Origin of the sequence: Cobetia sp. UIB-001, from assembly GCF_044789135.1 — a bacterium.
GTDB classification, from domain to species: domain Bacteria; phylum Pseudomonadota; class Gammaproteobacteria; order Pseudomonadales; family Halomonadaceae; genus Cobetia; species Cobetia amphilecti.
In genome coordinates, this window is record NZ_CP058244.1 from 4,132,669 (window position 1) to 4,155,444 (window position 22,776).

Genomic DNA, 22,776 nt, shown 5'->3' on the forward strand with positions numbered 1-22,776 from the left:
TGGCCGTCATGGCCCAGTGCATCTCAGCGCGTGTGACGACGCATCTGCTGCACGGTGCGCAGCTTGGCCATCGCCTCGGCCAGTTCGGCCGTGGCGCGTGAGTATTCCAGTTCGGAAGCCTGGTCGTTCATGGCCTTCAAGGCCACTTCCTTGGCTTCCTGGGCTGCCGCCTCATCCAGATCGTCGGCACGTACTGCGGTGTCGGCGAGGACTGAAACGAGGTTCGGCTGCACTTCGAGGAATCCGCCACTGACGTAGTAGATTTCCTCGGCCCCACCCTGACGCTGAACGCGAATCGGGCCGGGTTGCAGCTCGGTCAGCAGCGGAGCGTGACCCGGCATGATGCCGAGGTCACCTTCGCTGCCGGCAGCCACGAGACGCTCGACCAGGCCGGAAAAGATGCCTTTCTCAGCGCTGACGATGTCGCAATGGACGCTCATAGCCATACCTGTTTCCTCATGCCTGAACAGGGAAATTACATGCCCTTGGCTTTCTCGACAGCTTCGTCGATGGTGCCGACCATGTAGAACGCCTGCTCCGGCAGTGCGTCATATTCGCCGTCCAGGATACCCTGGAAGCCGCGGATGGTGTCCTTGAGGGACACGTACTTGCCCGGCGCGCCGGTGAAGATTTCCGCAACGAAGAACGGCTGTGACAGGAAGCGCTGGATCTTACGCGCACGTGCCACGGTCTGCTTGTCTTCGTCAGACAGCTCGTCCATCCCGAGGATGGCGATGATGTCTTTCAGCTCCTTGTAGCGCTGCAACACACCCTGAACGTTACGGGCAGTGTTGTAGTGCTCTTCGCCAACGACCAGCGGGTCGAGCTGACGAGAGGTGGAGTCGAGCGGGTCAACGGCCGGATAGATACCCAGCTCGGCAATCTGACGGGACAGTACGACAGTCGCGTCAAGGTGCGAGAAGGTGGTCGCCGGAGACGGATCGGTCAAGTCATCCGCGGGGACGTAGACGGCCTGCACGGAAGTGATCGAGCCAGTCTTGGTAGAAGTGATGCGTTCCTGCAGGACGCCCATCTCTTCCGCCAGAGTCGGCTGATAACCTACCGCGGACGGCATACGACCCAGCAGTGCGGACACTTCGGTCCCCGCCAGGGTGTAACGATAGATGTTGTCGACGAACAGCAGAACGTCACGACCTTCGTCACGGAACTTCTCGGCGATGGTCAGACCGGTCAGTGCCACGCGCAGACGGTTACCCGGCGGCTCGTTCATCTGGCCATAGACCAGGGCAACCTTGTCGAGAACGTTGGATTCCTTCATTTCGTGGAAGAAATCGTTACCTTCACGAGTACGCTCACCCACGCCCGCGAACACGGAATAACCGCTGTGCTCGGTGGCGATGTTGCGGATCAGCTCCATCATGTTGACGGTCTTGCCGACACCGGCGCCGCCGAACAGACCGACCTTGCCGCCCTTGGCGAACGGGCAGACCAGGTCGATGACCTTGATGCCGGTTTCCAGAAGCTCGTTGGACGCTGCCTGTTCCGCGAAGCTCGGGGCTGCACGGTGAATCGGCATGTGCTCTTCAGCACCCACGTCGCCAGCTTCGTCGATCGGCTGACCCAGCACGTTCATGATGCGACCCAGAGTCGCCGTGCCGACCGGCACGGAGATCGGAGCACCGGTGCTCTCAACTGCGAGACTGCGCTTGAGGCCTTCGGTCGAACCCATTGCGATAGTACGGACCACGCCGTCGCCCAGCTGCTGCTGGACTTCAAGTACGGTCTCGCTATCGGCGACGTTCAGGGCGTCGTAGACCTTGGGCACTGCGTCCCGCGGAAACTCGACGTCAATCACCGCGCCGATGATTTGTACGATACGTCCGCTCATTCCTGGTTCCTCTTAAACCTGCGATTGAAACCTGCTTGCCTGTTGCCACGCTGTCATCAGACGGCGGCGGCACCGGATACGATCTCGGAGATTTCCTGAGTGATCGCTGCCTGGCGGGCCTTGTTGTAGACCAGCTGAAGGTCGTCGATCAGGTCGCCGGCGTTATCGGTCGCACTCTTCATTGCGATCATTCGCGCTGCCTGTTCGCAGGCGATGTTCTCGACCACGGCCTGGTAGACCTGGGCCTCGACATAGCGCTTGAGCAGCTTGTCGAGCAACGAGACGGCATCCGGCTCATACAGGTAGTCCCATGTAGTGGGACCGGTTTCTTCGTCATTCAGATCAGCTTCGAGAGGAAGCAGCTGACGCACGACCGGCTTCTGCGTCATGGTGTTGACGAACTCGTTGAACACCACGTACAGACGGTCGAGGCTGCCCTCGTCGAATGCGTCCAGCATGGCCTTGACGCTACCGATCAGATCCTGGGTACCCGGGGAATCCCCGAGACCGGACTTGGCGGCAAGCAGGTTGCCACCGTAGTTGCGGAAGAAGGTACCGGCCTTGGAGCCGAGGGCACAGAAGTCCACCTCGACACCCTGGTCGCGCCAGCTCTTCGCATGCTTGGTGACAGCCTTGAACAGATTGGCGTTCAGGCCACCACACAGGCCGCGATCACTGGAGACCACGATATAACCGACACGCTTCACATCGCGTTCCATCAGATACGGATGGCGATATTCCGGGTTGGCCCGGGCGATGTGTCCTACAACCTTGCGGATCTGATGAGCATAAGGCTGGCTGGCCGCCATGCGATCCTGCGCTTTACGCATCTTGGACGCAGCCACCATTTCCATGGCGCTGGTGATCTTTTGCGTATTTTTGATGCTCCCGATCTGGGAGCGAATCTCTTTTGCAGCTGCCATAGCGATCTGCCTTATTCATGCCACTCGAAGGGAAACGACAGGGCCCGGACTGGCCGGGCCATGCCACTTACCAGCTTTGAGTCGCCTTGAACTTCTCGACGCCAGCCTTGAGACCATTCTTGATCTCGTCATCGTAGCCGCCGGACTGATTGATCTTGTCCAGAAGATCCGCGTGCTCGGAGTGCATGAAGTCCAGCAGCGCCTTCTCGAAGCCCAGCACCTTGGCGACGTCGACGTCGTCCAGGTAGCCTTCGTTGGCCGCGAACAGCGAGATCGCCATGTCGGCCACGGACATCGGAGAGTACTGCTTCTGCTTCATCAGCTCGGTGACACGCTGACCATGCTCGAGCTGCTTGCGGGTCGCTTCGTCCAGATCAGAGGCGAACTGGGAGAAAGCTGCCAGCTCACGGTACTGAGCCAGTGCCAGACGCACACCACCACCCAACTTCTTGATGATCTTGGTCTGAGCAGCACCACCGACACGGGAAACAGACAGACCCGCGTTGATGGACGGACGGATACCGGAGTTGAACAGGCTGGTCTCGAGGAAGATCTGACCGTCGGTGATGGAGATCACGTTGGTCGGAACGAACGCAGACACGTCGCCACCCTGGGTCTCGATGATCGGCAGCGCAGTCAGGGAGCCGGTCTTGCCTTTCACTTCACCCTTGGTGAACTGCTCGACATAATCGGCGTTGACGCGTGCGGAACGCTCAAGCAGACGGGAGTGGAGATAGAAGACGTCACCCGGGTAGGCTTCACGGCCCGGCGGACGCTTGAGCAGCAGGGAGATCTGACGATATGCCCATGCCTGCTTGGTCAGATCGTCATAGACGATCATCGCGTCTTCACCGCGGTCGCGGAAGTACTCACCCATGGTGCAACCGGCGTACGGTGCCAGGAACAGCATGGCAGCCGGGTCGGAAGCGCCAGCAGCGACGATGATGGTGTGTTCCATCGCGCCGTGCTCTTCGAGCTTGCGAACGACGTTGGCAATGGTGGACTGCTTCTGGCCGACGGCGACGTAGACGCAGGTAATGCCCTTGCCCTTCTGATTGATGATGGCATCAATCGCGATGGCGGACTTACCAATCTGACGGTCACCGATGATCAGCTCGCGCTGACCACGGCCGATCGGCACCATGGCATCGATGGACTTCAGACCTGTCTGCACCGGCTGGTCGACCGGCTCACGGGCGATGACGCCCGGAGCGACCTTCTCAACCGCGTCAGTCAGCTTGGCGTCGATCGGGCCTTTGCCGTCAATCGGGTTACCCAGTGCATCGACCACACGGCCGACCATTTCCGGGCCTACCGGCACTTCGAGGATACGACCGGTGCACTGCGCGGTCATGCCCTCTTCGAGCTGGAGGTAGTCACCCAGAACGACAGCACCGACGCTGTCGCGCTCAAGGTTAAGCGCCATACCAAAGACGCCACCCGGGAATTCAATCATCTCACCGAACATGACGTCTGCGAGGCCGTGGATCTGCACGATGCCGTCGGAGACGCTGACGATGGTGCCCTGATTACGGGCTTCGGATGCGACGTCAAGCTTTTCGATACGCTGCTTGATGATGTCGCTGATCTCGGAAGGATTCAGTTGCTGCATGCCATGTCCCTCGGACTCAGGAGTTCAGTGCTTCGGAAAGCCGGGCCAGCTTGCCGCGCACGGAGCCGTCAATGACGGTATCTCCGGCACGGATGATGACGCCGCCGAGCAGCGTACTATCCACCTGAGTGGTAATGGAGATGTCGCGGTTCAGACGCTTGCGCAGGGCAGTGGCGAGCTTTTCTTCCTGCTCACTCTCCAGTGCAAAGGCAGACACCAGGGTCACCTCGACACGCTGTTCCTGCTCGGCCTTCTGGGCCTCGAACAATTCGGCCACGGAGGGCAGGGCCGCAAGGCGGTCCTGCTCACCGAGAGTCCGGATGAAGTTGCGGGCGCTGTCATCCAGCGCCTCACCGCACACGTCCAGGAAGGTGCCAACCTTGTGCTCGGTGGAGAGCTTGGGGTTGTCGAGCACCGCCTTGACGTTTGCGTCGACAGCGACGAGCGCCGCTGTCGACAACATGCCGGACCAGGCCTCTAGCGCCTGCTGGCCGCGTGCAAACTCGAACGCCGCCTTGGCGTACGGGCGAGCCGCGGTGGAGGTAGACGTTTCAGCCATGGAATCAGTCTCCTCAGAGCTCGGCAGCGAGCTTGTCAATCAGCTCGCGGTGCTTGGCTTCGTCGATGGAGGATTCCAGGATGCGCTCGGCGCCGACCACTGCAAGAGCAGCGACCTGACCACGGAGCTCGTCCTTGGCCTGGTTGATCTCCTGGGAGATTTCGGCACGGGCCTGCGCAACGAGACGCTCGCCTTCCGCACGTGCAGTTTCACGTGCTTCCTCGATCATCTGGTTGGAGCGCTTATGGGTCTGCTCAATGATGCGTGCTGCTTCATCCTTGCTTTCCCGCAGAGTCTCGGTGGCTTTTTCCTGCGCCAGTTCGAGGTCACGGGTAGCACGGCTGGCAGCATCCAGACCATCTGCAATCTTCTTCTGACGTTCTGCCAGAGCCTGTGTGACCGGCGGCCAGACATACTTCATGCAGAAATAAACGAAGACCGCAAAGGCGATGGCCTGACCAATCAGGGTTAAGTTCAGATTCACGCCAGCACCTCTCGCTTCACGATTGTTGGGTCAAAAACACGGTAGGCCGGAGGCCAGCCGATGTTTAACCGACAAACGGGTTGGCGAAGGTGAAGAACAGCGCGATACCAACACCGATCATGGTCACGGCATCCAGCAGACCAGCGACGATGAACATCTTGACCTGCAGCTGCGGGATCATTTCCGGCTGACGCGCTGCGCCTTCCAGGAACTTGCCACCGAGGATACCGAAACCGATGGCGGTGCCCAGGGCGCCCAGGCCGATCAGCAGGGAGACGGCGATAGCGGTCATGCCAAGAACTTGTGCTTCCATTGTGGAACTCCAGTTTTAGTCAAGTTTAAGTCAAGGGTTGAGGGTGTGAGCAGAGCTCGGAAATCTTGCCCCACGCCACGGATGGCGTGGGGCGAATTACATCAGTGGTCTTCGCTGGCCATGCTCAGGTAGACGATGGTCAGCATCATGAAGATGAATGCCTGCAGGGTGATGACCAGGATATGGAAGACCGCCCACGGGAAGTGCAGGGGCAGCTGCCAGATACCGACCAGCGAGATCAGGATGAAGATCAGCTCGCCTGCATACATGTTACCGAACAGACGCAGCGCCAGAGAGATCGGCTTGGCGATCAGCGTCACGAACTCAAGCAGGAAGTTGACCGGAATCAGCGCGATCTGTGCCAGCTTGTTCGGGGTGTTGAACGGGTGCAGCGTCAGTTCGGCCAGGAAGCCCTTGAGGCCCTTGACGCGAATGGAATAGAAGATGATCAGCGCGAACACGGACAGTGACATGCCCAGCGTGGCATTGATGTCAGTGGACGGCACCACCTTGAAGAACACGTGAGCCGGATCGGCGCCGAACATCTCACCGACCTTGGCAGCAACGCCAGGCAGCCAGTCGACGGGGATCAAGTCCATCAGGTTCATCAGGAAGATCCAGCAGAAGATCGTCAGTGACAGCGGTGCGATCAGGCGTGAACGGCCGTGGAAGGTCTCACGCACGGACTGATCGACGAACTCGACCATCAATTCGACGAAGTTCTGCAGACCGCTGGGAACGCCAGTGGTGGCGGACTTGGCGACCTTGCGGAACAGGCACAGGAAGATCAGGCCCAGACCGATGGACCAGCCCATGGTATCCAGGTGGATGGCCCAGAATCCCATGTCGGCCGCTTCCTGAGCGCTGTGCGCCAGTGACCATCCGTGTTCCGGGTGGTTGCCGTACGTCAGATTCTGCAGGTGGTGCTGAATATATTCGGAGGGACTCGGGTTGGTGCCTGCCATGACTCTGCCTCAGGTTCGTGTGTACGGTGTTCGCTTCACCAGCCAGGGGCCCAGCCAGTGAACCGCCATTGCCGCCACGTAAGCGCAAAAAAATAAAGCGGGGTTTGAGGGCGGCACTGCAATGAAGAAGAACGCAAACAATACGGCCGTCAAACCGAACTTACCGGCCTCGGCCTGATAGAAGGCCTTGACCATTGCCTGGGCGTAGCGTGCACCGGTCACACGCAGTGAACGCCAGGCGAAAAACAGATTGGGCAGCAGGCAGACCAGCCCACCACACAGCGCGGAAAGCGCCGCACCACTGCCTTTCATCACTCCCGCCAGCAAGACGGCAATCACGATGACCAGCGCCTGGCCCCAGAGCAATCGAGCCACCTGAGGGCGTTGTAGAGCAGCGGGTGTCGTCTTGTGCATCTTGGACCTGTGTCTCGCAATGATGGCCTTCGCCATTTCTGGCGCTGCGCTGGACACAGCCCGGGAGCAAACTCGCCGGATTATAGGGGAGCGCTTCACCGCCATCAACCAAACGACAAGCTAAATTCCTTGATCTTTCGCAAGCTTACGACCAAAGCCTCACTATCTTGCGGGAAACCGATGACAGTTTGCTTACGTTGACAGTCGCTTGCGGTGCGAGCGACACAGGGTTGCATGAATCACAACCTGACGTCAGCAACATCCTTCAATATCTTGAATGTCAGATGCATTTCGCGCCCCTGCGACAATGAGTCACAGGGGCGCGAAAGAAGATCGTGATCCGTCACGCGGAAAATTGCCGCCTGGGGAGGTGTGACGCGCGGTCAGCCCTCCCCTGCTCGCCCACTAGTGGATATGGCCGAGAATGCCGTCCAGCTCATCCAGACTGGTGTAGGAGATGGTGACCTTGCCCTTGCCGCTCTTGCCGTGACGGATATTGACGGCGGCACCCAGTTGCTCCGAGAGGCGCGTTTCCAGACGCTGGATGTCGGCGTCCGGTCGTGCCGGTGCCGGCTTGGGCTGCTCACCCTTCTGCACGCTTTTCACCAGCGCTTCGGTCTGGCGCACGGTCAGCTCGCGCTCGACGACTTCATGGGCCAGCTTGCGCTGACGTGCCGGGGTCAGGCCGATCAGGGCACGCGCATGGCCCATGTCGAGCTCACCGCGCTCCAGCAGAGTCTGCACTTCCTGTTCCAGCGTCAGCAGTCGCAGCAGGTTGGTGACCTGGGCGCGTGAACGCCCGACGGCGTCGCCCACCTGCTGCTGGGTCAGCTCGAATTCCTCGAGCAGGCGCTTGAGCGCCAGGGCTTCCTCGACCGGATTGAGATTCTCGCGCTGGATGTTCTCGATCAATGCCAGCGCGAGCGCGATCTCATCGCTGATGCCTTCGCGGACGACGGCGGGGATGGTATCCAGCTCCGCCAGCTGCGAGGCACGCCAGCGGCGTTCGCCGGCGATGATCTCGTAGCGCCCCTCCCCCACCGGACGCACCACGATGGGCTGCATCACGCCCTGAGCCCGGATGGAATCCGCCAGCTCCTCGAGCGCTTCCGGCTGAATGTCACGCCGTGGCTGATACTTGCCACGCTGCAGCTGCCCGAGCGGCAGGCGCTCGAGGCGCTCGCTGGGCAATTCCGCCGTGGCAGCGGCCGGATTCGCGGCCAGCGCGGCATCCGGTGACGCATCGATGGCGTCGCCATCGACAGCTTCTATATCGGCTTCGACATGGCGGCGGCGGTTTCCGGCGCCAATCAGGGCATCCAGGCCCCTTCCCAGGGCACGCTTACGCGTCATGGACCTTCCTCGGTGAAGTTACAGCGAGAGACGACGAATCAATTCCTTGGCGAGCACCCGATAGGCCTGGCTGCCACGCGACAGACGCGCATACTTGGTCACCGGCAGGCCGTGGCTCGGCGCTTCCGCCACCCGCACGTTGCGCGGAATGGTTGCCTTGATCAGGGTATCGCCAAAGTAATCGGAAAGTTGCTTGCTGACATCGCGGGTCAGACTGTTGCGAGCGTCGTACATGGTACGCACGATCCCGAACACGTCGAGGGCCGGATTCACGTTGCCTTGAATCTGCTCGACGGTATCGAGCAGCGCTGACAGACCTTCCAGTGCATAGAACTCGCACTGCAGCGGGATCAGCACGCCATGGGCGGCGGTCAGGGCATTGACGGTCAACATGTTGAGCGAGGGCGGGCAGTCGATCAGTACCACGTCGTATTCCGCGGCGATCGGCGCCAGAGCTTCCGTGAGGCGGCGCTCACGCCCCTCGACACCGAGAAGATCGACCTCGGCGGCGGTAAGGTCGCCATTGCCGGGCAACAGGGCGTAGCCGGCATCGGGACAATCGAGAATCACGTCACTGGCACGCAGCTCACCCAGCAGCACATCCAGCACGCTGCCTTCGAGGTCGTGCTTGTCGATGCCGCTGCCCATGGTGGCATGGCCCTGCGGGTCGAGATCGATCAGCAGAACGCGGCGATCGAGTGCCGCCAGCGACGCCGCCAGATTGACGGCAGTGGTGGTCTTGCCGACGCCACCCTTCTGGTTGGTCAGCGCGATGATCTTGGTCACGAGCGACTTCCTTGGTTCCTTGAGAAGCGGGGCCATTGGCACCAGCCACATGCTCACGAGGACAGATCAATGATCTGCCCTCGTGAAAACATCAGGCTGCCTGCCTTTTGCGCCCGGCACAATCCCTGCGCACGCCTTGAGGCGCTTTATCAGTCGCGCTTGAGGCGCAGAAGGTGACGCTCCCCTTCCTCGCCCGGCACTTCCAGCACCAATGTCTCGACCAGCGAGACACCCATCGGCAGGCGGGCAATCTCATCACTGGGGATGCGCCCTTTCATGGCCAGCCATTCGCCGCCCTCGGCGAGCACGGCCGCCGACAGATTGACGAAGGCATCGGTATCGGCGAAGGCACGCGAGATGATCTGCTCGAACGGCGCGCCATCATAGGCTTCGATGCGTACCTGGGTCGGGCTCAGATTCTTGAGGCCCAGTTCATGGCCGGCCTGAATCTGGAAGCGCACCTTCTTGCCATTCGAATCCAGCGGCACGACGGCGATGTCGGGACGCATGATCGCGATCACGATGCTGGGCAGGCCCGGGCCGGCGCCGACATCCAGTAGACGTGGCCCACTGATATAAGGCAGCACACTGAGGCTGTCGAGCAGATGGCGAGTCACCATCGCCTCCGGCTCACGTACCGCGGTGAGGTTATAGGCGCGATTCCACTTGTGCAACAGCACCAGCAACGTCATCAGCTGGGCGTGCTGTTCCTCGCTCAGCGCCACTCCCATGGCGCTGGCACCACGACTGAGCAGCTGAGCGCAACGTTCACGCTGGGTCTCGTTGAGCGTCTGGCTCATTGCGCGGCCCCCGTGTCAGCCGTTGCGGCATCTGCGGGTGTCTCCGCCTTGATCAGCTGACGCTTCTTCAAGTGAATCAGCAGGATAGAGACAGCTGCCGGGGTGACACCGGAAATGCGACCGGCTTGGGCCAGCGTCGCCGGGCGCGCTTCGTTGAGCTTCTGCTTGATCTCGTTGGAGAGACCATCGACGGAATCATAGTCGAGGCTGGTCGGCAGTTCGGTGTGCTCGTGACGGCGCAGGCGGTCGATCTCTTCCTGCTGACGCTGGATATAGCCTGCGTACTTGGCAGTGATCTGTACCTGTTCGGCGATGCGCCAGTCGTCGACCCCTCCCCCTTTCAGACCTGCCACATCCGGATACTCGAGCTCCGGACGCTTGAGCAGCTCCATCAGGCTGGCTTCGCGCTTGAGCGGCGAGCTGAGCTTGTCGCTCAACGGGGCCAGCTCCGGGCTCTTCGGCGTCAGCCAGGTGCTCTCGAGACGCGCGGTCTCGCGGGCGATGGCTTCACGCTTGCGATCGAAGGCTTCCCAGCGGGCGTCATCGATCAGGCCCAGCTCGCGACCCTTGGCGGTCAGACGCAGATCGGCATTGTCCTCACGCAGCAGCAGGCGATATTCGGCACGCGAGGTGAACATGCGGTACGGCTCACGCGTGCCGAGAGTGATCAGGTCATCGACCATCACACCGGTGTAGGCCTCATCACGCAGCGGATGCCAGGACTCGTCGTCAGTGGCGCGCAAGGCGGCATTGACGCCCGCCAGCAGCCCCTGGGCACCGGCTTCTTCATAGCCGGTGGTGCCGTTGATCTGACCGGCGAAGTACAGGTTCTTGATGAAACGCGTCTCCAGGGAGTGATGCAGGTCCTGGGGATTGAAGAAATCGTACTCGATGGCGTAGCCGGGACGCGTGATGTGCGCGTTCTCCATGCCACGGATCGAGCGCACCACCTCGAGCTGCGTATCGAAGGGCAGCGAGGTGGAGATGCCGTTGGGATACAGCTCATGGGTATTCAGGCCTTCCGGCTCGATGAAGACCTGGTGGCTGTTCTTGTCGGCGAAGCGGTGCACCTTGTCCTCGATGGACGGGCAGTAACGCGGCCCGATGCCATCGATGACGCCGGAGTACATCGGCGAGCGATCGAGATTGGCGAAGATGATCTCGTGAGTGCGCTCGTTGGTGTGCGTGATGTAGCAGTTGACCTGCTCCGGCTGCATCTCACGGCTGCCCATGTAGGACATCACCGGACGCGGCGTGTCTCCCGGCTGGGCTTCCATCTTGCTGAAGTCGACGCTCTTGGCATCGATGCGCGGCGGGGTGCCGGTCTTGAGGCGATCGACCCGGAACGGCAGTTCACGCAGACGCGATGCCAGGCCATTGGCGGGCGGATCACCGGCACGGCCACCGGCATGATTGTCCAGGCCGATGTGGATCACGCCGCCGAGGAAGGTCCCGGTCGCCAGCACCACAGTGGTGGCGTGGAAGCGGATCCCGGTCTGGGTGACGACACCCCGCACGGTCTCGCCTTCGACGATCAGGTCTTCCGCACCCTGCTGGAACAGCGTCAGGTTCGGCTGGTTTTCCAGCACGTTGCGGATCGCGGCCTTGTACAGCGCCCGGTCAGCCTGTGCGCGAGTGGCACGCACTGCCGGCCCCTTGCGGGCATTCAGGGTGCGGAACTGGATACCCGCCATGTCGGTGGCCAGGCCCATGGCACCGCCCAGCGCATCGATCTCCTTGACCAGATGGCTCTTGCCGATCCCGCCGATGGCGGGATTGCAGGACATCTGGCCCAGCGTCTCGATGTTATGGGTCAGCAGCAGGGTCTGACGGCCCATGCGGGCAGCAGCCAGTGCGGCTTCCGTACCGGCATGACCGCCGCCGATGACGATCACGTCAAAGCGGTTCGGGTAATCCACGTTGGCACCTCGGGGTATCACGAAACTTGGGTGAAGCGCTGTTCGCTGGTTGGCGAAGCAGGCAAATCGGCCAGACAGGGCGATGAATCGATGCCTGGATGAATCAAGAACTGCCAGACGGCATGGCGAATGATGTCCGTCGCCGAAGGCATGTGCTCAACCGGTGAGGGAGCTTGCAAGCCAGCAGGATGACGTCCGGGCCGCACAGTATAAACCGCCTGTGGGTAAGCGTCAGGAGTTTTCCACAGCGCCTTGCCCTGGCAGCCCATGAGCGAATGCCCGGGTTGTTTCTTCTGGGGCATCAATCCACGCCGCGGCGATTCACGAGTCTTGCGGATACGACGCGTCGATTTTCCGGCGAGGGATGCGCTACCCAGACAGCCGTTCGTTATCCCGAACACTTCGGATTCGGTGAGTTCACGTAAGGTCGATCGTGAGGTCTCGGTCCGTCCTTCGGGTTTCCGGATAACAAGATTATATAAAGAAAAGAAAAAGGGGTTCTGTTGATGTTGTAACTACTGTTGTGGACAAAATCAGTGGGAAATCGACTTTATCCGTTACAAATCAAAAGCTTACGATGTTGATATAGTTGGGGAGAAAATGCGGAGTACCTGAGGACGCCACCGGTCGCTTCCTGTGGATGAAATGCACCCTTGTCCACAGCCCCGATTATCCCCTGATTCATACCGAGCTGGTACCCGACTTTTCTGCCCTGCTGTGCACAAGTGGCGTTGTTACCCACAACCCCTAGTGCTGCATGGCCTGACGGCAAGAAGGCCGCGGATAATGCCGGAAAATGTCCACAGAGGCAAATGTCGATTTCCTGCGCTGCCCAAGGCTGTAGACAGTCATGGGATAAGTGGTGCGTGAATGGCTACAGCCCTCGCCAATGGTGCCAATGACGCTACACGCCCCAGCCTGTGGATACTTTTTCGCTTGTTTTGCCCGTGTCGGCCGCTGAGACTGCCTGAACGCTGTCCCAGCGGCTGACGGTGCACGTTATCCTCGTGTGGTTTTCCGGCTAGGCCCCTGATTTATCCCTGTTTTTCACACGCTAAAGCGACGCCTCAGCGAGGACTGCCAGGCGGGGAAAGCGTCATTCCTTCGAGCGCCAAGGCGTGTTTGCGTGACCTGGCAAGGGGGTGGCCGGGGCCAAAAAAATTCGTTTTTTTCTTCTCGAAATGCCGACAGATGGCGCGGGGAGAGAAGATTTTTCATCGTTTGGCGATCCGCAGGGCTCGCGAGGGCCTCTGAGGACAAAAAAATGCCCCGACCTGACGGTCGGGGCATGCCCGCTGCACGCATGGCAGCGGGTAGGGTCTTCACGTGCTCAACGCTTGTCTGACCAGTGGCTCAGCGAGCCTTGTGGAAGGCGCTCAGTGGGACAGTACGCGGGCCAGGAAGCTCTGGGTGCGTGGATGTTGCGGCGTATCGAAGACCTGCTCTGGCGTGCCTTCCTCGACGATGCTGCCCTGATGGATGAACACCACCCGGTCTGCCACTTCACGGGCAAAACTCATTTCATGGGTGACGATCATCATCGTCATGCCTTCGCGGGCCAGCTTGCGCATGACATCTAGCACCTCGCCGATCATTTCCGGGTCCAGTGCCGAGGTGGGCTCATCGAACAGCATCAGGCGCGGTTCCATTGCCAGTGAACGGGCAATGGCCACGCGTTGCTGCTGGCCGCCGGAGAGCTGCCCCGGGTACTTGTCGGCCTGCTCGAGGATATTGACCCGCTCGAGCAGCGTATCGGCTTGCTGCTCGGCCGCCGGTCGCGAGGTGCCGCGGACCTTGATGGGGGCCAGGCTGACGTTGTCACGCACGCTCATGTGCGGGAAGAGGTTGAACTGCTGGAAGACCATGCCGACTTCGGTGCGTATCGCCTTGAGCGCCCTGTGGCTCTTGCCGTGGGGGATCAGCGAATGCCCATCCACCTCGATGTTGCCGTCCTGAAACTCCTCCAGGCCGTTCACGCAGCGAATCAGTGTCGACTTGCCGGAGCCACTGGCCCCGATGATCACCACCACCTCCCCCTGGGCGACCTCGAGCTCGATGTCCTTGAGGACATGCAGGCTGCCGAAATGCTTGTTGAGCTTGTGCATCTTCACGATGGCAGTCATGGGGCACTCCGAACCGGCGCTGCATGCCGGAAGGTCGTCAGAGGAATGAGGTCAGGCAGAAGGAGAGATGGCGCGGCTATATCCGTCGCGTGAGGGGGGCAGAGAGACATCATTGGCCCACCAACCCGCGGCGCTCGAGCATCCGCAAGCCAAATGACAGGCTGAGGGTGATCACCAGATACAGCAGCGCGACCATGAAGTAGGTTTCCAGCGCATTGAAGGTCGTGGCGATGTAGATCTGCCCCTGACGCACCAGCTCACCGACGCCGATCACCGAGAACAGCGAGGTGTCCTTGATCGAGACGATGCCCTGGTTGCCAAGCGCAGGGATCATGCGGCGCAGCGCCTGGGGCCAGATGACATAGCGGAAGGTCTGCGGGGTGGAGAGGCCGAGTGACAGGCCGGCTTCCCGCTGGCCACGGGCGATGGACTGCACGCCACCGCGCACGATTTCCGAGATATAGGCCGCCGAGTTCAAGGCGATCGCGGCGATGCCGGCGGTCAGGGCATCGATGGGGCCACCGATGATCTGCGGCAGGCCATAGAAGATGAAGAGCACCTGGACGAGCACCGGGGTGCCACGGAAGATCTCGATATAGGCGGTGGCCACCCAGCGCAGGAGGCGGCTGGGAGACAGGCTCAGCAGTCCGAACAGGATGCCGAGCACGAAGCCGATGGCGAGGCCACCGAAGGAAATGGCGAGGGTCCAGGGAATGCCCTCGAGCAGGTAGGGCACCGAATTGAGTGCGGCCTGCCAATCAAACTGGAACTGAACGTCCACGGGGGGCTCCTTGGCACGAACCTCTCATGCGCCGCTGGGCGCGCCGGAGGTTCGAGACGACCGACATTCCGGCAGGCTGTCGCTGCCGAAATGTCGTGATGATGATCTGCACTACGCGACGTGGGGCGTCTGAGGCGAGTCGAAAGCGGCTTACTGGCTATCGCCGGGCATGGCGCCGAACCACTTCTGGTAGATCTCGGCATAGCTGCCATCGGACTTCATCTCGGCCAGCGCCTTGTTGGCGGCCTCGGTCCACTCGCTGCCCTCGGTGAAGGCGATGCCGTATTGCTGGCCTTCATAGAGCGGCCCCACCGTCTTGACGCGTCCATTGCCCTTGGTCTTGGCGAAGTAGCCGACGTTGGGGGCATCGTAGAAGACGGCATCGACGCTGCCGGACATCAGGGCCATGTACATGTCGGCGCTGCCCGGGTAAGGCGTGATGGTGGAGTCACCGAGGTTGGCGGTGAGGTAGTCGTAACTGGTGGAGCCGATCTTGGTGCCGATCTTCTTGCCTTCCAGGCCCTCGATATCCTCGATGTCGCCGTTGTTGGCCGAGGTCAGAATCTGCAGGCCGGAGTCATAGTAGGGATCGGTGAAGTCGACGATCTTCTCGCGCGCCTCGGTGATGGTGATACCGGCGATGGCGACATCGACACTACCGGTCTGTACGGCCGGGATGATGCCATTGAAGTCCATGGTCTTGAGGTCGATATCGAAGCCGGCGCGCTCGCCGATGGCATTGAGGATGTCGATATCGAAGCCGACCATCTCGCCGCTTTCCTGGTCGAGCATCTCGAAGGGCACGAAGCTCGGGTCGGTCGCCGCCTTGAGGGTGACGGCATGGGCGGCGCTGGCCATGAAGGTGGCGGCCGCGAGGCCAGAGAGGGAGGCCAGCAGGTGAGATCTGCGCATTTTACATTCCTCTTTATATTTAGATTTTAGGATGTATAGCGTTTTTAGATTGACGAGCACACCGGACCCCGTCAAGTCTCCCGACGCTGCCATGCGGCGAAGGGAAGCTTGCAAGCCACTGAGATGACGAAAAAAAATCGCCCCCTACCGGGAACCGGTAGGGGGCGATCAGGCGCCAGCAAGGCGCCAATGTCGTGCGCGGGCCTGTCAGCCCTGACGGTCAGACACACTCTGGTCAGACCCTCAATGATCAGACCATGAAGGAAGACCCGCAGCCACAGGTGCTGGTGGCATTGGGGTTCTGGATCATGAAGCGGGCGCCCGCCAGACCTTCCTCATAGTCGATCGTCGAGCCGACCAGATACTGGTAGGACAGCGGGTCGATCACGATGGCGGCTTCGCCCAGCTCGACCACGGTGTCGTCATCGGCCAGATCGGTGGCGATATCGAAACCGTACTGGAAGCCGGAACAGCCGCCGCCAGTGACGTAGACCCTGAGACGCAGCTCCGGGTTGGCTTCTTCCGCGCGCAGCGCTGCAATCCGGGCACTGGCGCGCTCGGACAGGTACAACGGCGTCGGGATGAAGCTTTGTGCTTCGCTCATGCGGGCCTCCTGGAAGGAGTCGGAGGCCGGACGCTGAAGACAGCGCCCGGCACGGTATAGAGAACGGAATGACGCCTATTATCCCTATATCCGAGCAAAAGGGTCAACTTTGTCTGACGTGCTGCCTTGCGGGCGTGCGCTGGCGGTTCAGGGCATCATCGCCGGCGCACCGATGCCCATCATCTCATCGAGACCGAACATCAGGTTGAGGTTCTGGATGGCCTGGCCTGACGCGCCCTTGACCAGGTTGTCGATCACCGACAGCACCACCAGGGTGTCGCCGTTGCCCGGACGATGCAGGGCGATGCGGCACAGGTTGGTGCCCCGCACGCTGCGCGTCTCCGGATGGCTGCCCAGCGGCATGACATCGACGGCGGGGTGATCGGCGTAGCGCTGCTCGAACAGCGCCTGCAGATCTTCCAGCGTGCCGCTGAAGCCGCTCAGACGCGGATAGAGGGTGGAGTGGATGCCACGGATCATCGGCGTCAGGTGCGGGACGAAGGTCAGGCCGACCGCGCTGCCGGCTGCCAGGTCCAGCCCCTGGGTGATTTCCGGCAGGTGGCGGTGGCCGGAGGCGCCGTAGGCCTTCATGGACTCGCCGGCTTCACACAGCAGCGAGCCGACCTTGGCACCGCGACCCGCGCCGGAGACGGCGGACTTGCAGTCGGCGATGATGTTGTCGGTCTCGATCAGGCCAGCTTCCAGCAGCGGGATCAGCCCCAGCTGCACGGAGGTCGGGTAGCAGCCCGGCACCGCGATCAGGCGCGCTTCGCGGATGGCATCGCGATTGACTTCCGGCAGGCCGTAGACGGCCTCGCCGAGCAGCTCGGGCGCGCCATGCGGCTGGCCATACCACTCGGCCCAGACGTCGGCGTCCTTGATGCGGAAGTCCGCGGACAGGTCGATGACACGCGTGCCGCGTGCCAGCAGATCGCCGGCCAGGGCGTGAGCGACACCGTGAGGCGTGGCGAAGAACACGGCGTCACAGGCGGCCAGCACCTCGGCATCCGGCTCGCTGAACGCGAGGGTATCGTAGTGGCCGCGCAGATTGGGGTACATCTCGTCGACACGCACGCCCTTCTCGCTTCGCGAGGTGATCACGGTCACTTCCACCTGCGGGTGGCTGGCCAGGAGCCTGAGGAGTTCCACTCCGGTGTAACCGGTGCCGCCGACGATACCTACCTTGATCATGCTGCCTCCCCGCCTTCGGGCGGTGTCCTGTTGATGCGAGATGTAATCTTGTGTCCGATCTGCTGCTGCGACCTTTGGTGGCCTGTGCGCGAGACAGGCGTTGCGCCATGCTGTGCCGAGGTTGTCGGATTGCGCACGGTCGCGACGGTTCGCAATCGATATGATACACAGGTGTCAGGCGGGCAGTAATGCGCTGCCGACATGGATGTCCTCTGTCATTGCCAGTGCCTTCAAGGAGTCGTGAGTGTCACGCCTGACGCGTCCGCATCTGCCTCGTCCCAGTCTCGACAATTTTCGGCGCAAGCTGGCGGCGGTCGATGCACTCCCGCAACTGTGTCTGCTGGGGCTGGTGGCAGGGCTGCTGACCGGCTCATTGATGGTCGGCTTCCGCCTGCTGTTGAGCGCCGGTGCCCTGGGCTTCATGCCCGATGACAATCCGGAGAACTTCGAGGGACTTGCCCCCTGGGTGCGCGCCTCGCTGCCGCTGCTGGCGGTGCTGGTGATCGGCATCGTGCTGGGGCGACAGCATCCGGCGCAGCGCAAGCTGGGCATCGGGCATGTCATCGAGCGCCTGACCTACCATCAGGGCAAGATGCCGCTGCGCGCCTGGCTCAATCAGGTCGTGGTCGGGGTCGTGAGCGTGCTCGGTGGCCTGTCGGCGGGGCGTGAAGGTCCGGCGATCCACCTGGGCGCCGGCGCCTCGAGCTGGATCGGCGAGCGCCTCAAGCTGCCCAACAACAGCCTGCGCGTGCTGGTCGCCTGTGGCACGGCGGCGGGCATCTCCGCCTCCTTCAATACGCCGATCGCGGGAGTCATCTTCGCCATGGAAGTGGTGATGATGGAGTACACCCTGATGGGCTTCATGCCGGTGATTCTGGCCTCGACCACCGGCGCGGTGGTCACGCAGATGGTCTACGGCTCGGCGCCGGCCTTCGCGGTGCCCTCCCTGCTGCTGCATTCCCTGCTCGATCTGCCCTGGGTCATCGTCACTGCACTGGTCATCGGCCTGCTGGCGGGGGGCTTCGTGCATCTGGCGCGCCAGCAGGCGCGCGTGGCGCACCTGTCATGGGGGATACGCATGGCGCTGGTCGGGGTCTCGACGGCCGCCGTGGCGTGGTGGTATCCCCAGGTGCAAGGCATCGGCTATGACAGCCTGGCCCAGTTGCTCGACGGCCAGCTGGCGCTGGATATCCTGTTGGCGCTGGTGATCGGCAAGCTGGTGCTGTCGGCCCTGTGCGTGGCCTGTGGCGTGCCGATCGGCATCATCGGTCCGGTGGTGGTGGCGGGCGCCGCTGCCGGGGCCTTGATGGGCATGCTGGGTGGCTGGCTATTGCCGGATCAGGCCTCGGACATCGCGCTTTACGCCCTGCTCGGCATGGCGGCGATGATGGGCGCGGTGCTTCAGGCGCCACTGGCCGCCCTGATGGCACTGCTCGAATTGACGCATTCGCCGAATATCATCCTGCCCGGCATGCTGGCGGTGGTGGTGGCAGGCCTGACCTGTCGTCAGCTGTGTCACTGCCAGGGCTTCTTCATCTCGACGCTGACGGCGCAGGGCCTGCATCCGCTTCAGCAGCCATTGATGCAGGCGCTGTCGCGGGTGGCGGTGCCGGCGGTGATGGAACGCTCGCTGGTCAGCGTGCCGCGCCGCATCACGCGTGAACGTGCTCGCGCCCTGCTCGACAGCAAGCCGGTCTGGCTGGTGGTCACGCGCTCGACGCCGGAAAAACCGATGGTCGCGCTGCCGGCGGCGGATCTGGTGCGTGTGCTGATGGATGAGCACTGGCGGGAGCAGGAGGAGCTCGACCTGCTCGAGATCCCCGCTCAGCGTCTGGATCTCGCGCCCATCCACCTGCAGGCTACCTTGTCCGAGGCCTATGAGCGGCTGCTGCCCAGCGATGTCGATGCCCTCTATGTCGAGCACACCACGGCACCGATGATTCGCAAGATTTCAGGTATCATCACGCGGGATGCAATAGAGAGCTACTATCGCTATACGCCCTGAAGCGTGGCGTGTCAGCTGCTTCTCAGGCGCGAATTCGCTCTGCGCGCGACTGGCCGCGACCGCATACCGCATGGGCCTTGGCGGTGCCACATGCCATCGTGGCGATCCGATTGCTTCATCCGCGCGTCCACTTTCTGACCTTCCCGACCCTGACTGACGGAGTTCCCTCATGTATCTGTGGATCAAGGCTTTCCATCTGATTGCCGTAGTGTGCTGGTTTGCTGCCCTCTTCTATCTGCCGCGCCTGTACGTCTATCACGCCCAGGCGCGTGATGCCGGCGACCACAAGGCCATCGACTACTTCAAGACCATGGAGCGCAAGCTCTATCGCGGCATCATGATGCCGTCGATGATCGCGACCCTGGTGCTGGGGATCTGGCTGCTGGCGCTGGTGCCGAGCTTCATGAGCATGGGTTGGATGCACCTCAAGCTGACCATGGTCGTGCTGCTGGTCGGCTATCACCATGCCTGTGGCCTGTATCTGAAGCAGTTCGCCGCCGATACCTGCAAGAGAACCTCGCGCTACTTCCGCTTCTTCAATGAAGTGCCGGTGCTGATGCTGGTGGTGATCGTCATCTGCGTCATCGTCAAACCGTTCTGAGGGATGGTTCAGCCATGACCGAGTGCTCAGCGCAACTGCCCTACGTGCTGGTATTGGCGGGGCATGATCCCAGTGGCGGCGCGGGTCTGATCGCCGACAGCGAGGCGATCCGTGCCGGTGGCGGTTGGGCGCTGACGGTGCCGACGGCACTGACGGTGCAGAACTCCTGCAATGTGCAGGCGGTGATCCCGCAATCGGGCGAGTCGATGCTCGCCATGGCCCGCACCCTGTGTGAGGACTTCCGCCCGGGCGCGCTCAAGATCGGTCTGCTCGCCAGCGAAGCGGCGCTCACGGCGTGCGTGACGCTGATCGAGGAACTCCGGCAGCGCTGGCCGGGGCTGCCCGTGGTGTGGGACCCGGTGCTCAAGGCGGGCGGCGGGCTTGAGCTTTCCACCGAGTCGCTGATCCATCAGGCGCGTGAGAGCTTGCTGCCGCACGTGGATGTGCTCACGCCCAACCGCGCGGAGCTTGCGCGGCTGGCGGCCTGCCCCACGGGGACGGGCGACGGCCAACTCGCCGAGCATCTGCTGGCGGCAGGTGCCGGGGCCGTGCTGGTCACCGGTACCGATCCTGTCGAGCGCGATGCTGACCCGCTGGGACACGGTGCTGATTCGCTGGCTGATTCGCTGGCTGAGCCGTCGGTGATCCATCGCCTGTATCGCCGAGACCACGCCACGCTCGCACTGGACTGCCCGCGACTGACGGGCAGCTTCCATGGCAGCGGCTGCACGCTGGCCTCGCACCTGGCGGTGCGTCTGGCACGTGGCATGACATTGCCATCGGCATGGCAGACTGCCCAGCAGGCCACCTGGCAGAGTCTCGTCGATGGCCAGCAGCGTGGGCGAAAAGGCGCGCTGCTTGAGGCCCAGTTTCTGCCCTGGCGATAGCGCTATTGCCCCTTTCGATGCCGGCACCCCTTGCGCTCGCGCGGCTGCAACTCACCCGTGAGTCGCGTTAAGCTGTCGCCATCGATGGCATTCGGGTTATCCACACCCCCTTGCCGCCCCGAGGCTATCGGGCCGTTTCACCGGCTGTGGACAAGCTGCATTCACGTTACCCACAGCGTCTTTATGTCTGATCCCCTTTTTCTCCATTTTCGCGGCCGATGTGCCGCTCGCCGCTTATCAAGAGGTATGTCATGACCACGTCCGCTGCCCAGTTCGAACGCGCCAGCCGTCATATTCCCGGTGGCGTCAACTCGCCGGTCCGCGCCTTCAAGGGACTGCATCGTCCGCCGGTGTTCATCGACCATGCCAAGGGCGCGTATCTGTTCGATGTGGAGAACACGCGCTATATCGATTACGTCGGTTCCTGGGGGCCGATGATCACCGGTCACGCCGATGAAGATGTGCTCAGCGCCGTGCGCGAGCGTCTCGAAAGTGGCCTGTCCTTCGGCGCGCCCACCGAGATCGAGTCCGAGATGGCCGAGCTGATCTGCGAGATGCTGCCGAGCCTCGACATGGTGCGCATGACCAACTCCGGCACCGAAGCCACCATGTCGGCGATCCGCCTGGCGCGGGGCTTCACCGGTCGCGACAAGATCGTCAAGTTCGAGGGCAACTATCACGGTCACTCCGACTCGCTGCTGGTCAAGGCCGGCTCCGGCGCGCTGACCCATGGCGAGCCCAGCTCCCCGGGCGTGCCGGCCTCGCTGGCCGAGCACACCATCACGCTGGACTACAACGACGCCGAGGGCGTGCGCCGTTGCTTCGCCGAGCTGGGTGACGAGATCGCCTGCATCATCGTCGAGCCGGTCGCCGGCAACATGAACTGCATCCCGCCGGTTCCGGGCTTCCTCGAAAGCCTGCGTGAAGTGTGCGATGCCCACGGCAGCGTGCTGATCCTCGATGAGGTGATGACGGGCTTCCGCGTCGCCCTGGGCGGCGCTCAGGCGCATTACGGCATCACGCCGGACCTGACCTGCCTGGGCAAGATCGTCGGCGGCGGCATGCCGGTAGGTGCCTTCGGCGGCAAGCGCGAGATCATGCACCACCTCTCGCCGCTGGGGCCGGTCTACCAGGCCGGGACGCTGGCAGGCAATCCGCTGGCGATGGCCGCTGGCGTCGCGCTGCTGCGCAAGCTCAAGGCGCCCGGCTTCCACGCCGAGCTTTCACGCAAGGTCGAGATGCTGTGTGAAGGTCTGGAAAGCCGTGCCAAGGCGGCAGGCATCCGTCTGATCACCCAGCATGCCGGTGGCATGTTCGGTGTCTTCTTCACCGATGACGCAGAGGTCAGCAATTTCGCCTCCGCCACGCGCTGCCGTCAGCAGGATTTCGTGACCTTCTTCAACGCGATGCTCGCCGAAGGCGTCTATCTGGCGCCGTCCGCCTATGAAGCCGGCTTCATGTCCGCGGCGCACACCGATGCTGATATCCAGGCCACGCTGGATGCGGCCGAGCGGGTCTTTGCGCAGATGTCCGCATCGAACTGAGTGCGGCGCAAGATAGTACCTGAGTCCGCGGGTTGGCCAACGCAGACAGGAACCCGCTCGGCAGGCTGCCGGGCGGGCTGCCATCCGGTACACTTGTCGCCAACGATAGCGATTGCGCTAATGACCTTATAGCCAGCTTGCCTTAGCGGAG

The 22,776-nt window shown here is 62.2% G+C and carries 23 protein-coding genes; 4 read left to right on the forward strand and 19 right to left on the reverse strand.

The window, feature by feature from the left end:
* Positions 1 to 23 precede the first annotated feature (23 nt).
* The 19 genes from HA399_RS17135 to argC form a co-directional block, all read right to left on the reverse strand.
* Complete coding sequence (locus HA399_RS17135) at positions 24 to 446, reverse strand: F0F1 ATP synthase subunit epsilon (protein WP_054556360.1); 423 nt, start codon at positions 444 to 446, stop codon at positions 24 to 26.
* A gap of 29 nt (positions 447 to 475) precedes the next feature.
* Positions 476 to 1,849 carry a F0F1 ATP synthase subunit beta gene (atpD, locus tag HA399_RS17140; protein WP_043331716.1) on the reverse strand — a complete coding sequence of 458 codons (1,374 nt, stop codon included), beginning with the start codon at positions 1,847 to 1,849 and terminating at the stop codon, positions 476 to 478.
* 56 nt (positions 1,850 to 1,905) lie between these two features.
* A complete protein-coding gene (atpG, locus tag HA399_RS17145; RefSeq protein WP_043331714.1) occupies positions 1,906 to 2,772 on the reverse strand; it encodes a F0F1 ATP synthase subunit gamma in 867 nt (288 codons plus the stop codon).
* Between the two features lie 67 nt (positions 2,773 to 2,839).
* On the reverse strand, positions 2,840 to 4,384 hold the full coding sequence (atpA, locus tag HA399_RS17150; RefSeq protein WP_404325601.1) for a F0F1 ATP synthase subunit alpha: 1,545 nt from the start codon (positions 4,382 to 4,384) through the stop codon (positions 2,840 to 2,842).
* Positions 4,385 to 4,400: 16 nt separating this feature from the next.
* Positions 4,401 to 4,943 (reverse strand): F0F1 ATP synthase subunit delta, encoded by a 543-nt coding sequence (locus tag HA399_RS17155; RefSeq protein ID WP_043331710.1) that lies wholly within the window; start codon positions 4,941 to 4,943, stop codon positions 4,401 to 4,403.
* Positions 4,944 to 4,956: 13 nt separating this feature from the next.
* Positions 4,957 to 5,427 (reverse strand): F0F1 ATP synthase subunit B, encoded by a 471-nt coding sequence (locus HA399_RS17160; protein WP_043331708.1) that lies wholly within the window; start codon positions 5,425 to 5,427, stop codon positions 4,957 to 4,959.
* A gap of 64 nt (positions 5,428 to 5,491) precedes the next feature.
* Positions 5,492 to 5,740, reverse strand: a complete 249-nt coding sequence (atpE, locus tag HA399_RS17165; RefSeq protein WP_011508579.1) for a F0F1 ATP synthase subunit C — start codon at positions 5,738 to 5,740, stop codon at positions 5,492 to 5,494.
* A gap of 101 nt (positions 5,741 to 5,841) precedes the next feature.
* A complete protein-coding gene (gene atpB / locus HA399_RS17170; protein WP_043331706.1) occupies positions 5,842 to 6,705 on the reverse strand; it encodes a F0F1 ATP synthase subunit A in 864 nt (287 codons plus the stop codon).
* Between the two features lie 9 nt (positions 6,706 to 6,714).
* On the reverse strand, positions 6,715 to 7,119 hold the full coding sequence (locus HA399_RS17175) for an ATP synthase subunit I (RefSeq protein WP_043331819.1): 405 nt from the start codon (positions 7,117 to 7,119) through the stop codon (positions 6,715 to 6,717).
* 405 nt (positions 7,120 to 7,524) lie between these two features.
* A complete protein-coding gene (locus HA399_RS17180; RefSeq protein WP_043331703.1) occupies positions 7,525 to 8,472 on the reverse strand; it encodes a ParB/RepB/Spo0J family partition protein in 948 nt (315 codons plus the stop codon).
* A gap of 18 nt (positions 8,473 to 8,490) precedes the next feature.
* Complete coding sequence (locus tag HA399_RS17185; protein WP_043331702.1) at positions 8,491 to 9,258, reverse strand: ParA family protein; 768 nt, start codon at positions 9,256 to 9,258, stop codon at positions 8,491 to 8,493.
* Positions 9,259 to 9,407: 149 nt separating this feature from the next.
* On the reverse strand, positions 9,408 to 10,058 hold the full coding sequence (gene rsmG, locus HA399_RS17190) for a 16S rRNA (guanine(527)-N(7))-methyltransferase RsmG (RefSeq protein WP_043331700.1): 651 nt from the start codon (positions 10,056 to 10,058) through the stop codon (positions 9,408 to 9,410).
* On the reverse strand, positions 10,055 to 11,977 hold the full coding sequence (gene mnmG / locus HA399_RS17195; RefSeq protein WP_324690931.1) for a tRNA uridine-5-carboxymethylaminomethyl(34) synthesis enzyme MnmG: 1,923 nt from the start codon (positions 11,975 to 11,977) through the stop codon (positions 10,055 to 10,057). The genes rsmG and mnmG overlap by 4 nt, the downstream gene beginning before the upstream one ends.
* Positions 11,978 to 11,994: 17 nt before the next feature.
* Positions 11,995 to 12,279: a hypothetical protein gene (locus HA399_RS17200; protein ID WP_216061099.1), complete on the reverse strand. Its 285-nt coding sequence runs from the start codon at positions 12,277 to 12,279 to the stop codon at positions 11,995 to 11,997.
* Between the two features lie 1,074 nt (positions 12,280 to 13,353).
* Positions 13,354 to 14,100 (reverse strand): amino acid ABC transporter ATP-binding protein, encoded by a 747-nt coding sequence (locus tag HA399_RS17205; protein WP_054556363.1) that lies wholly within the window; start codon positions 14,098 to 14,100, stop codon positions 13,354 to 13,356.
* A gap of 109 nt (positions 14,101 to 14,209) precedes the next feature.
* Positions 14,210 to 14,881 (reverse strand): amino acid ABC transporter permease, encoded by a 672-nt coding sequence (locus HA399_RS17210; protein WP_107335776.1) that lies wholly within the window; start codon positions 14,879 to 14,881, stop codon positions 14,210 to 14,212.
* A 150-nt stretch (positions 14,882 to 15,031) separates the two neighbouring features.
* Positions 15,032 to 15,793: a transporter substrate-binding domain-containing protein gene (locus HA399_RS17215; protein ID WP_043331694.1), complete on the reverse strand. Its 762-nt coding sequence runs from the start codon at positions 15,791 to 15,793 to the stop codon at positions 15,032 to 15,034.
* 250 nt (positions 15,794 to 16,043) lie between these two features.
* Entirely contained in the window at positions 16,044 to 16,397 is a 354-nt protein-coding gene (gene erpA, locus HA399_RS17220; protein ID WP_043331693.1) for an iron-sulfur cluster insertion protein ErpA, read from the reverse strand.
* A gap of 147 nt (positions 16,398 to 16,544) precedes the next feature.
* The gene (gene argC, locus HA399_RS17225) at positions 16,545 to 17,588 is read right to left on the reverse strand and encodes an N-acetyl-gamma-glutamyl-phosphate reductase (RefSeq protein ID WP_054556364.1); all 1,044 of its coding nucleotides are present in this window, start codon (positions 17,586 to 17,588) and stop codon (positions 16,545 to 16,547) included.
* 253 nt (positions 17,589 to 17,841) lie between these two features.
* On the opposite strand from argC, the gene HA399_RS17230 reads away from it, so the two are divergent.
* The 4 genes from HA399_RS17230 to hemL all read left to right on the forward strand — a co-directional run bounded on the left by HA399_RS17230 (position 17,842) and on the right by hemL (position 22,625).
* Positions 17,842 to 19,593: a chloride channel protein gene (locus HA399_RS17230; protein WP_404326999.1), complete on the forward strand. Its 1,752-nt coding sequence runs from the start codon at positions 17,842 to 17,844 to the stop codon at positions 19,591 to 19,593.
* A gap of 169 nt (positions 19,594 to 19,762) precedes the next feature.
* The gene (hemJ, locus tag HA399_RS17235) at positions 19,763 to 20,194 is read left to right on the forward strand and encodes a protoporphyrinogen oxidase HemJ (RefSeq protein WP_248380268.1); all 432 of its coding nucleotides are present in this window, start codon (positions 19,763 to 19,765) and stop codon (positions 20,192 to 20,194) included.
* Positions 20,195 to 20,208: 14 nt separating this feature from the next.
* Positions 20,209 to 21,081 carry a hydroxymethylpyrimidine/phosphomethylpyrimidine kinase gene (locus HA399_RS17240; protein ID WP_404325605.1) on the forward strand — a complete coding sequence of 291 codons (873 nt, stop codon included), beginning with the start codon at positions 20,209 to 20,211 and terminating at the stop codon, positions 21,079 to 21,081.
* Between the two features lie 251 nt (positions 21,082 to 21,332).
* A complete protein-coding gene (gene hemL / locus HA399_RS17245) occupies positions 21,333 to 22,625 on the forward strand; it encodes a glutamate-1-semialdehyde 2,1-aminomutase (protein WP_043331681.1) in 1,293 nt (430 codons plus the stop codon).
* Positions 22,626 to 22,776: the final 151 nt, after the last annotated feature.

What these genes read in the sequence shown, in the direction of transcription:
- HA399_RS17135 (WP_054556360.1), bottom strand. Translation starts at nt 446, where the DNA reads ATGGCTATGAGCGTCCATTGCGACATCGTCAGCGCTGAGAAAGGCATC.
- atpD (WP_043331716.1), bottom strand. Translation starts at nt 1,849, where the DNA reads ATGAGCGGACGTATCGTACAAATCATCGGCGCGGTGATTGACGTCGAG.
- atpG (WP_043331714.1), bottom strand. Translation starts at nt 2,772, where the DNA reads ATGGCAGCTGCAAAAGAGATTCGCTCCCAGATCGGGAGCATCAAAAAT.
- atpA (WP_404325601.1), bottom strand. Translation starts at nt 4,384, where the DNA reads ATGCAGCAACTGAATCCTTCCGAGATCAGCGACATCATCAAGCAGCGT.
- HA399_RS17155 (WP_043331710.1), bottom strand. Translation starts at nt 4,943, where the DNA reads ATGGCTGAAACGTCTACCTCCACCGCGGCTCGCCCGTACGCCAAGGCG.
- atpE (WP_011508579.1), bottom strand. Translation starts at nt 5,740, where the DNA reads ATGGAAGCACAAGTTCTTGGCATGACCGCTATCGCCGTCTCCCTGCTG.
- atpB (WP_043331706.1), bottom strand. Translation starts at nt 6,705, where the DNA reads ATGGCAGGCACCAACCCGAGTCCCTCCGAATATATTCAGCACCACCTG.
- HA399_RS17175 (WP_043331819.1), bottom strand. Translation starts at nt 7,119, where the DNA reads ATGCACAAGACGACACCCGCTGCTCTACAACGCCCTCAGGTGGCTCGA.
- HA399_RS17180 (WP_043331703.1), bottom strand. Translation starts at nt 8,472, where the DNA reads ATGACGCGTAAGCGTGCCCTGGGAAGGGGCCTGGATGCCCTGATTGGC.
- rsmG (WP_043331700.1), bottom strand. Translation starts at nt 10,058, where the DNA reads ATGAGCCAGACGCTCAACGAGACCCAGCGTGAACGTTGCGCTCAGCTG.
- HA399_RS17200 (WP_216061099.1), bottom strand. Translation starts at nt 12,279, where the DNA reads ATGCCCCAGAAGAAACAACCCGGGCATTCGCTCATGGGCTGCCAGGGC.
- HA399_RS17205 (WP_054556363.1), bottom strand. Translation starts at nt 14,100, where the DNA reads ATGACTGCCATCGTGAAGATGCACAAGCTCAACAAGCATTTCGGCAGC.
- HA399_RS17215 (WP_043331694.1), bottom strand. Translation starts at nt 15,793, where the DNA reads ATGCGCAGATCTCACCTGCTGGCCTCCCTCTCTGGCCTCGCGGCCGCC.
- erpA (WP_043331693.1), bottom strand. Translation starts at nt 16,397, where the DNA reads ATGAGCGAAGCACAAAGCTTCATCCCGACGCCGTTGTACCTGTCCGAG.
- argC (WP_054556364.1), bottom strand. Translation starts at nt 17,588, where the DNA reads ATGATCAAGGTAGGTATCGTCGGCGGCACCGGTTACACCGGAGTGGAA.
- hemJ (WP_248380268.1), top strand. Translation starts at nt 19,763, where the DNA reads ATGTATCTGTGGATCAAGGCTTTCCATCTGATTGCCGTAGTGTGCTGG.
- HA399_RS17240 (WP_404325605.1), top strand. Translation starts at nt 20,209, where the DNA reads ATGACCGAGTGCTCAGCGCAACTGCCCTACGTGCTGGTATTGGCGGGG.
- hemL (WP_043331681.1), top strand. Translation starts at nt 21,333, where the DNA reads ATGACCACGTCCGCTGCCCAGTTCGAACGCGCCAGCCGTCATATTCCC.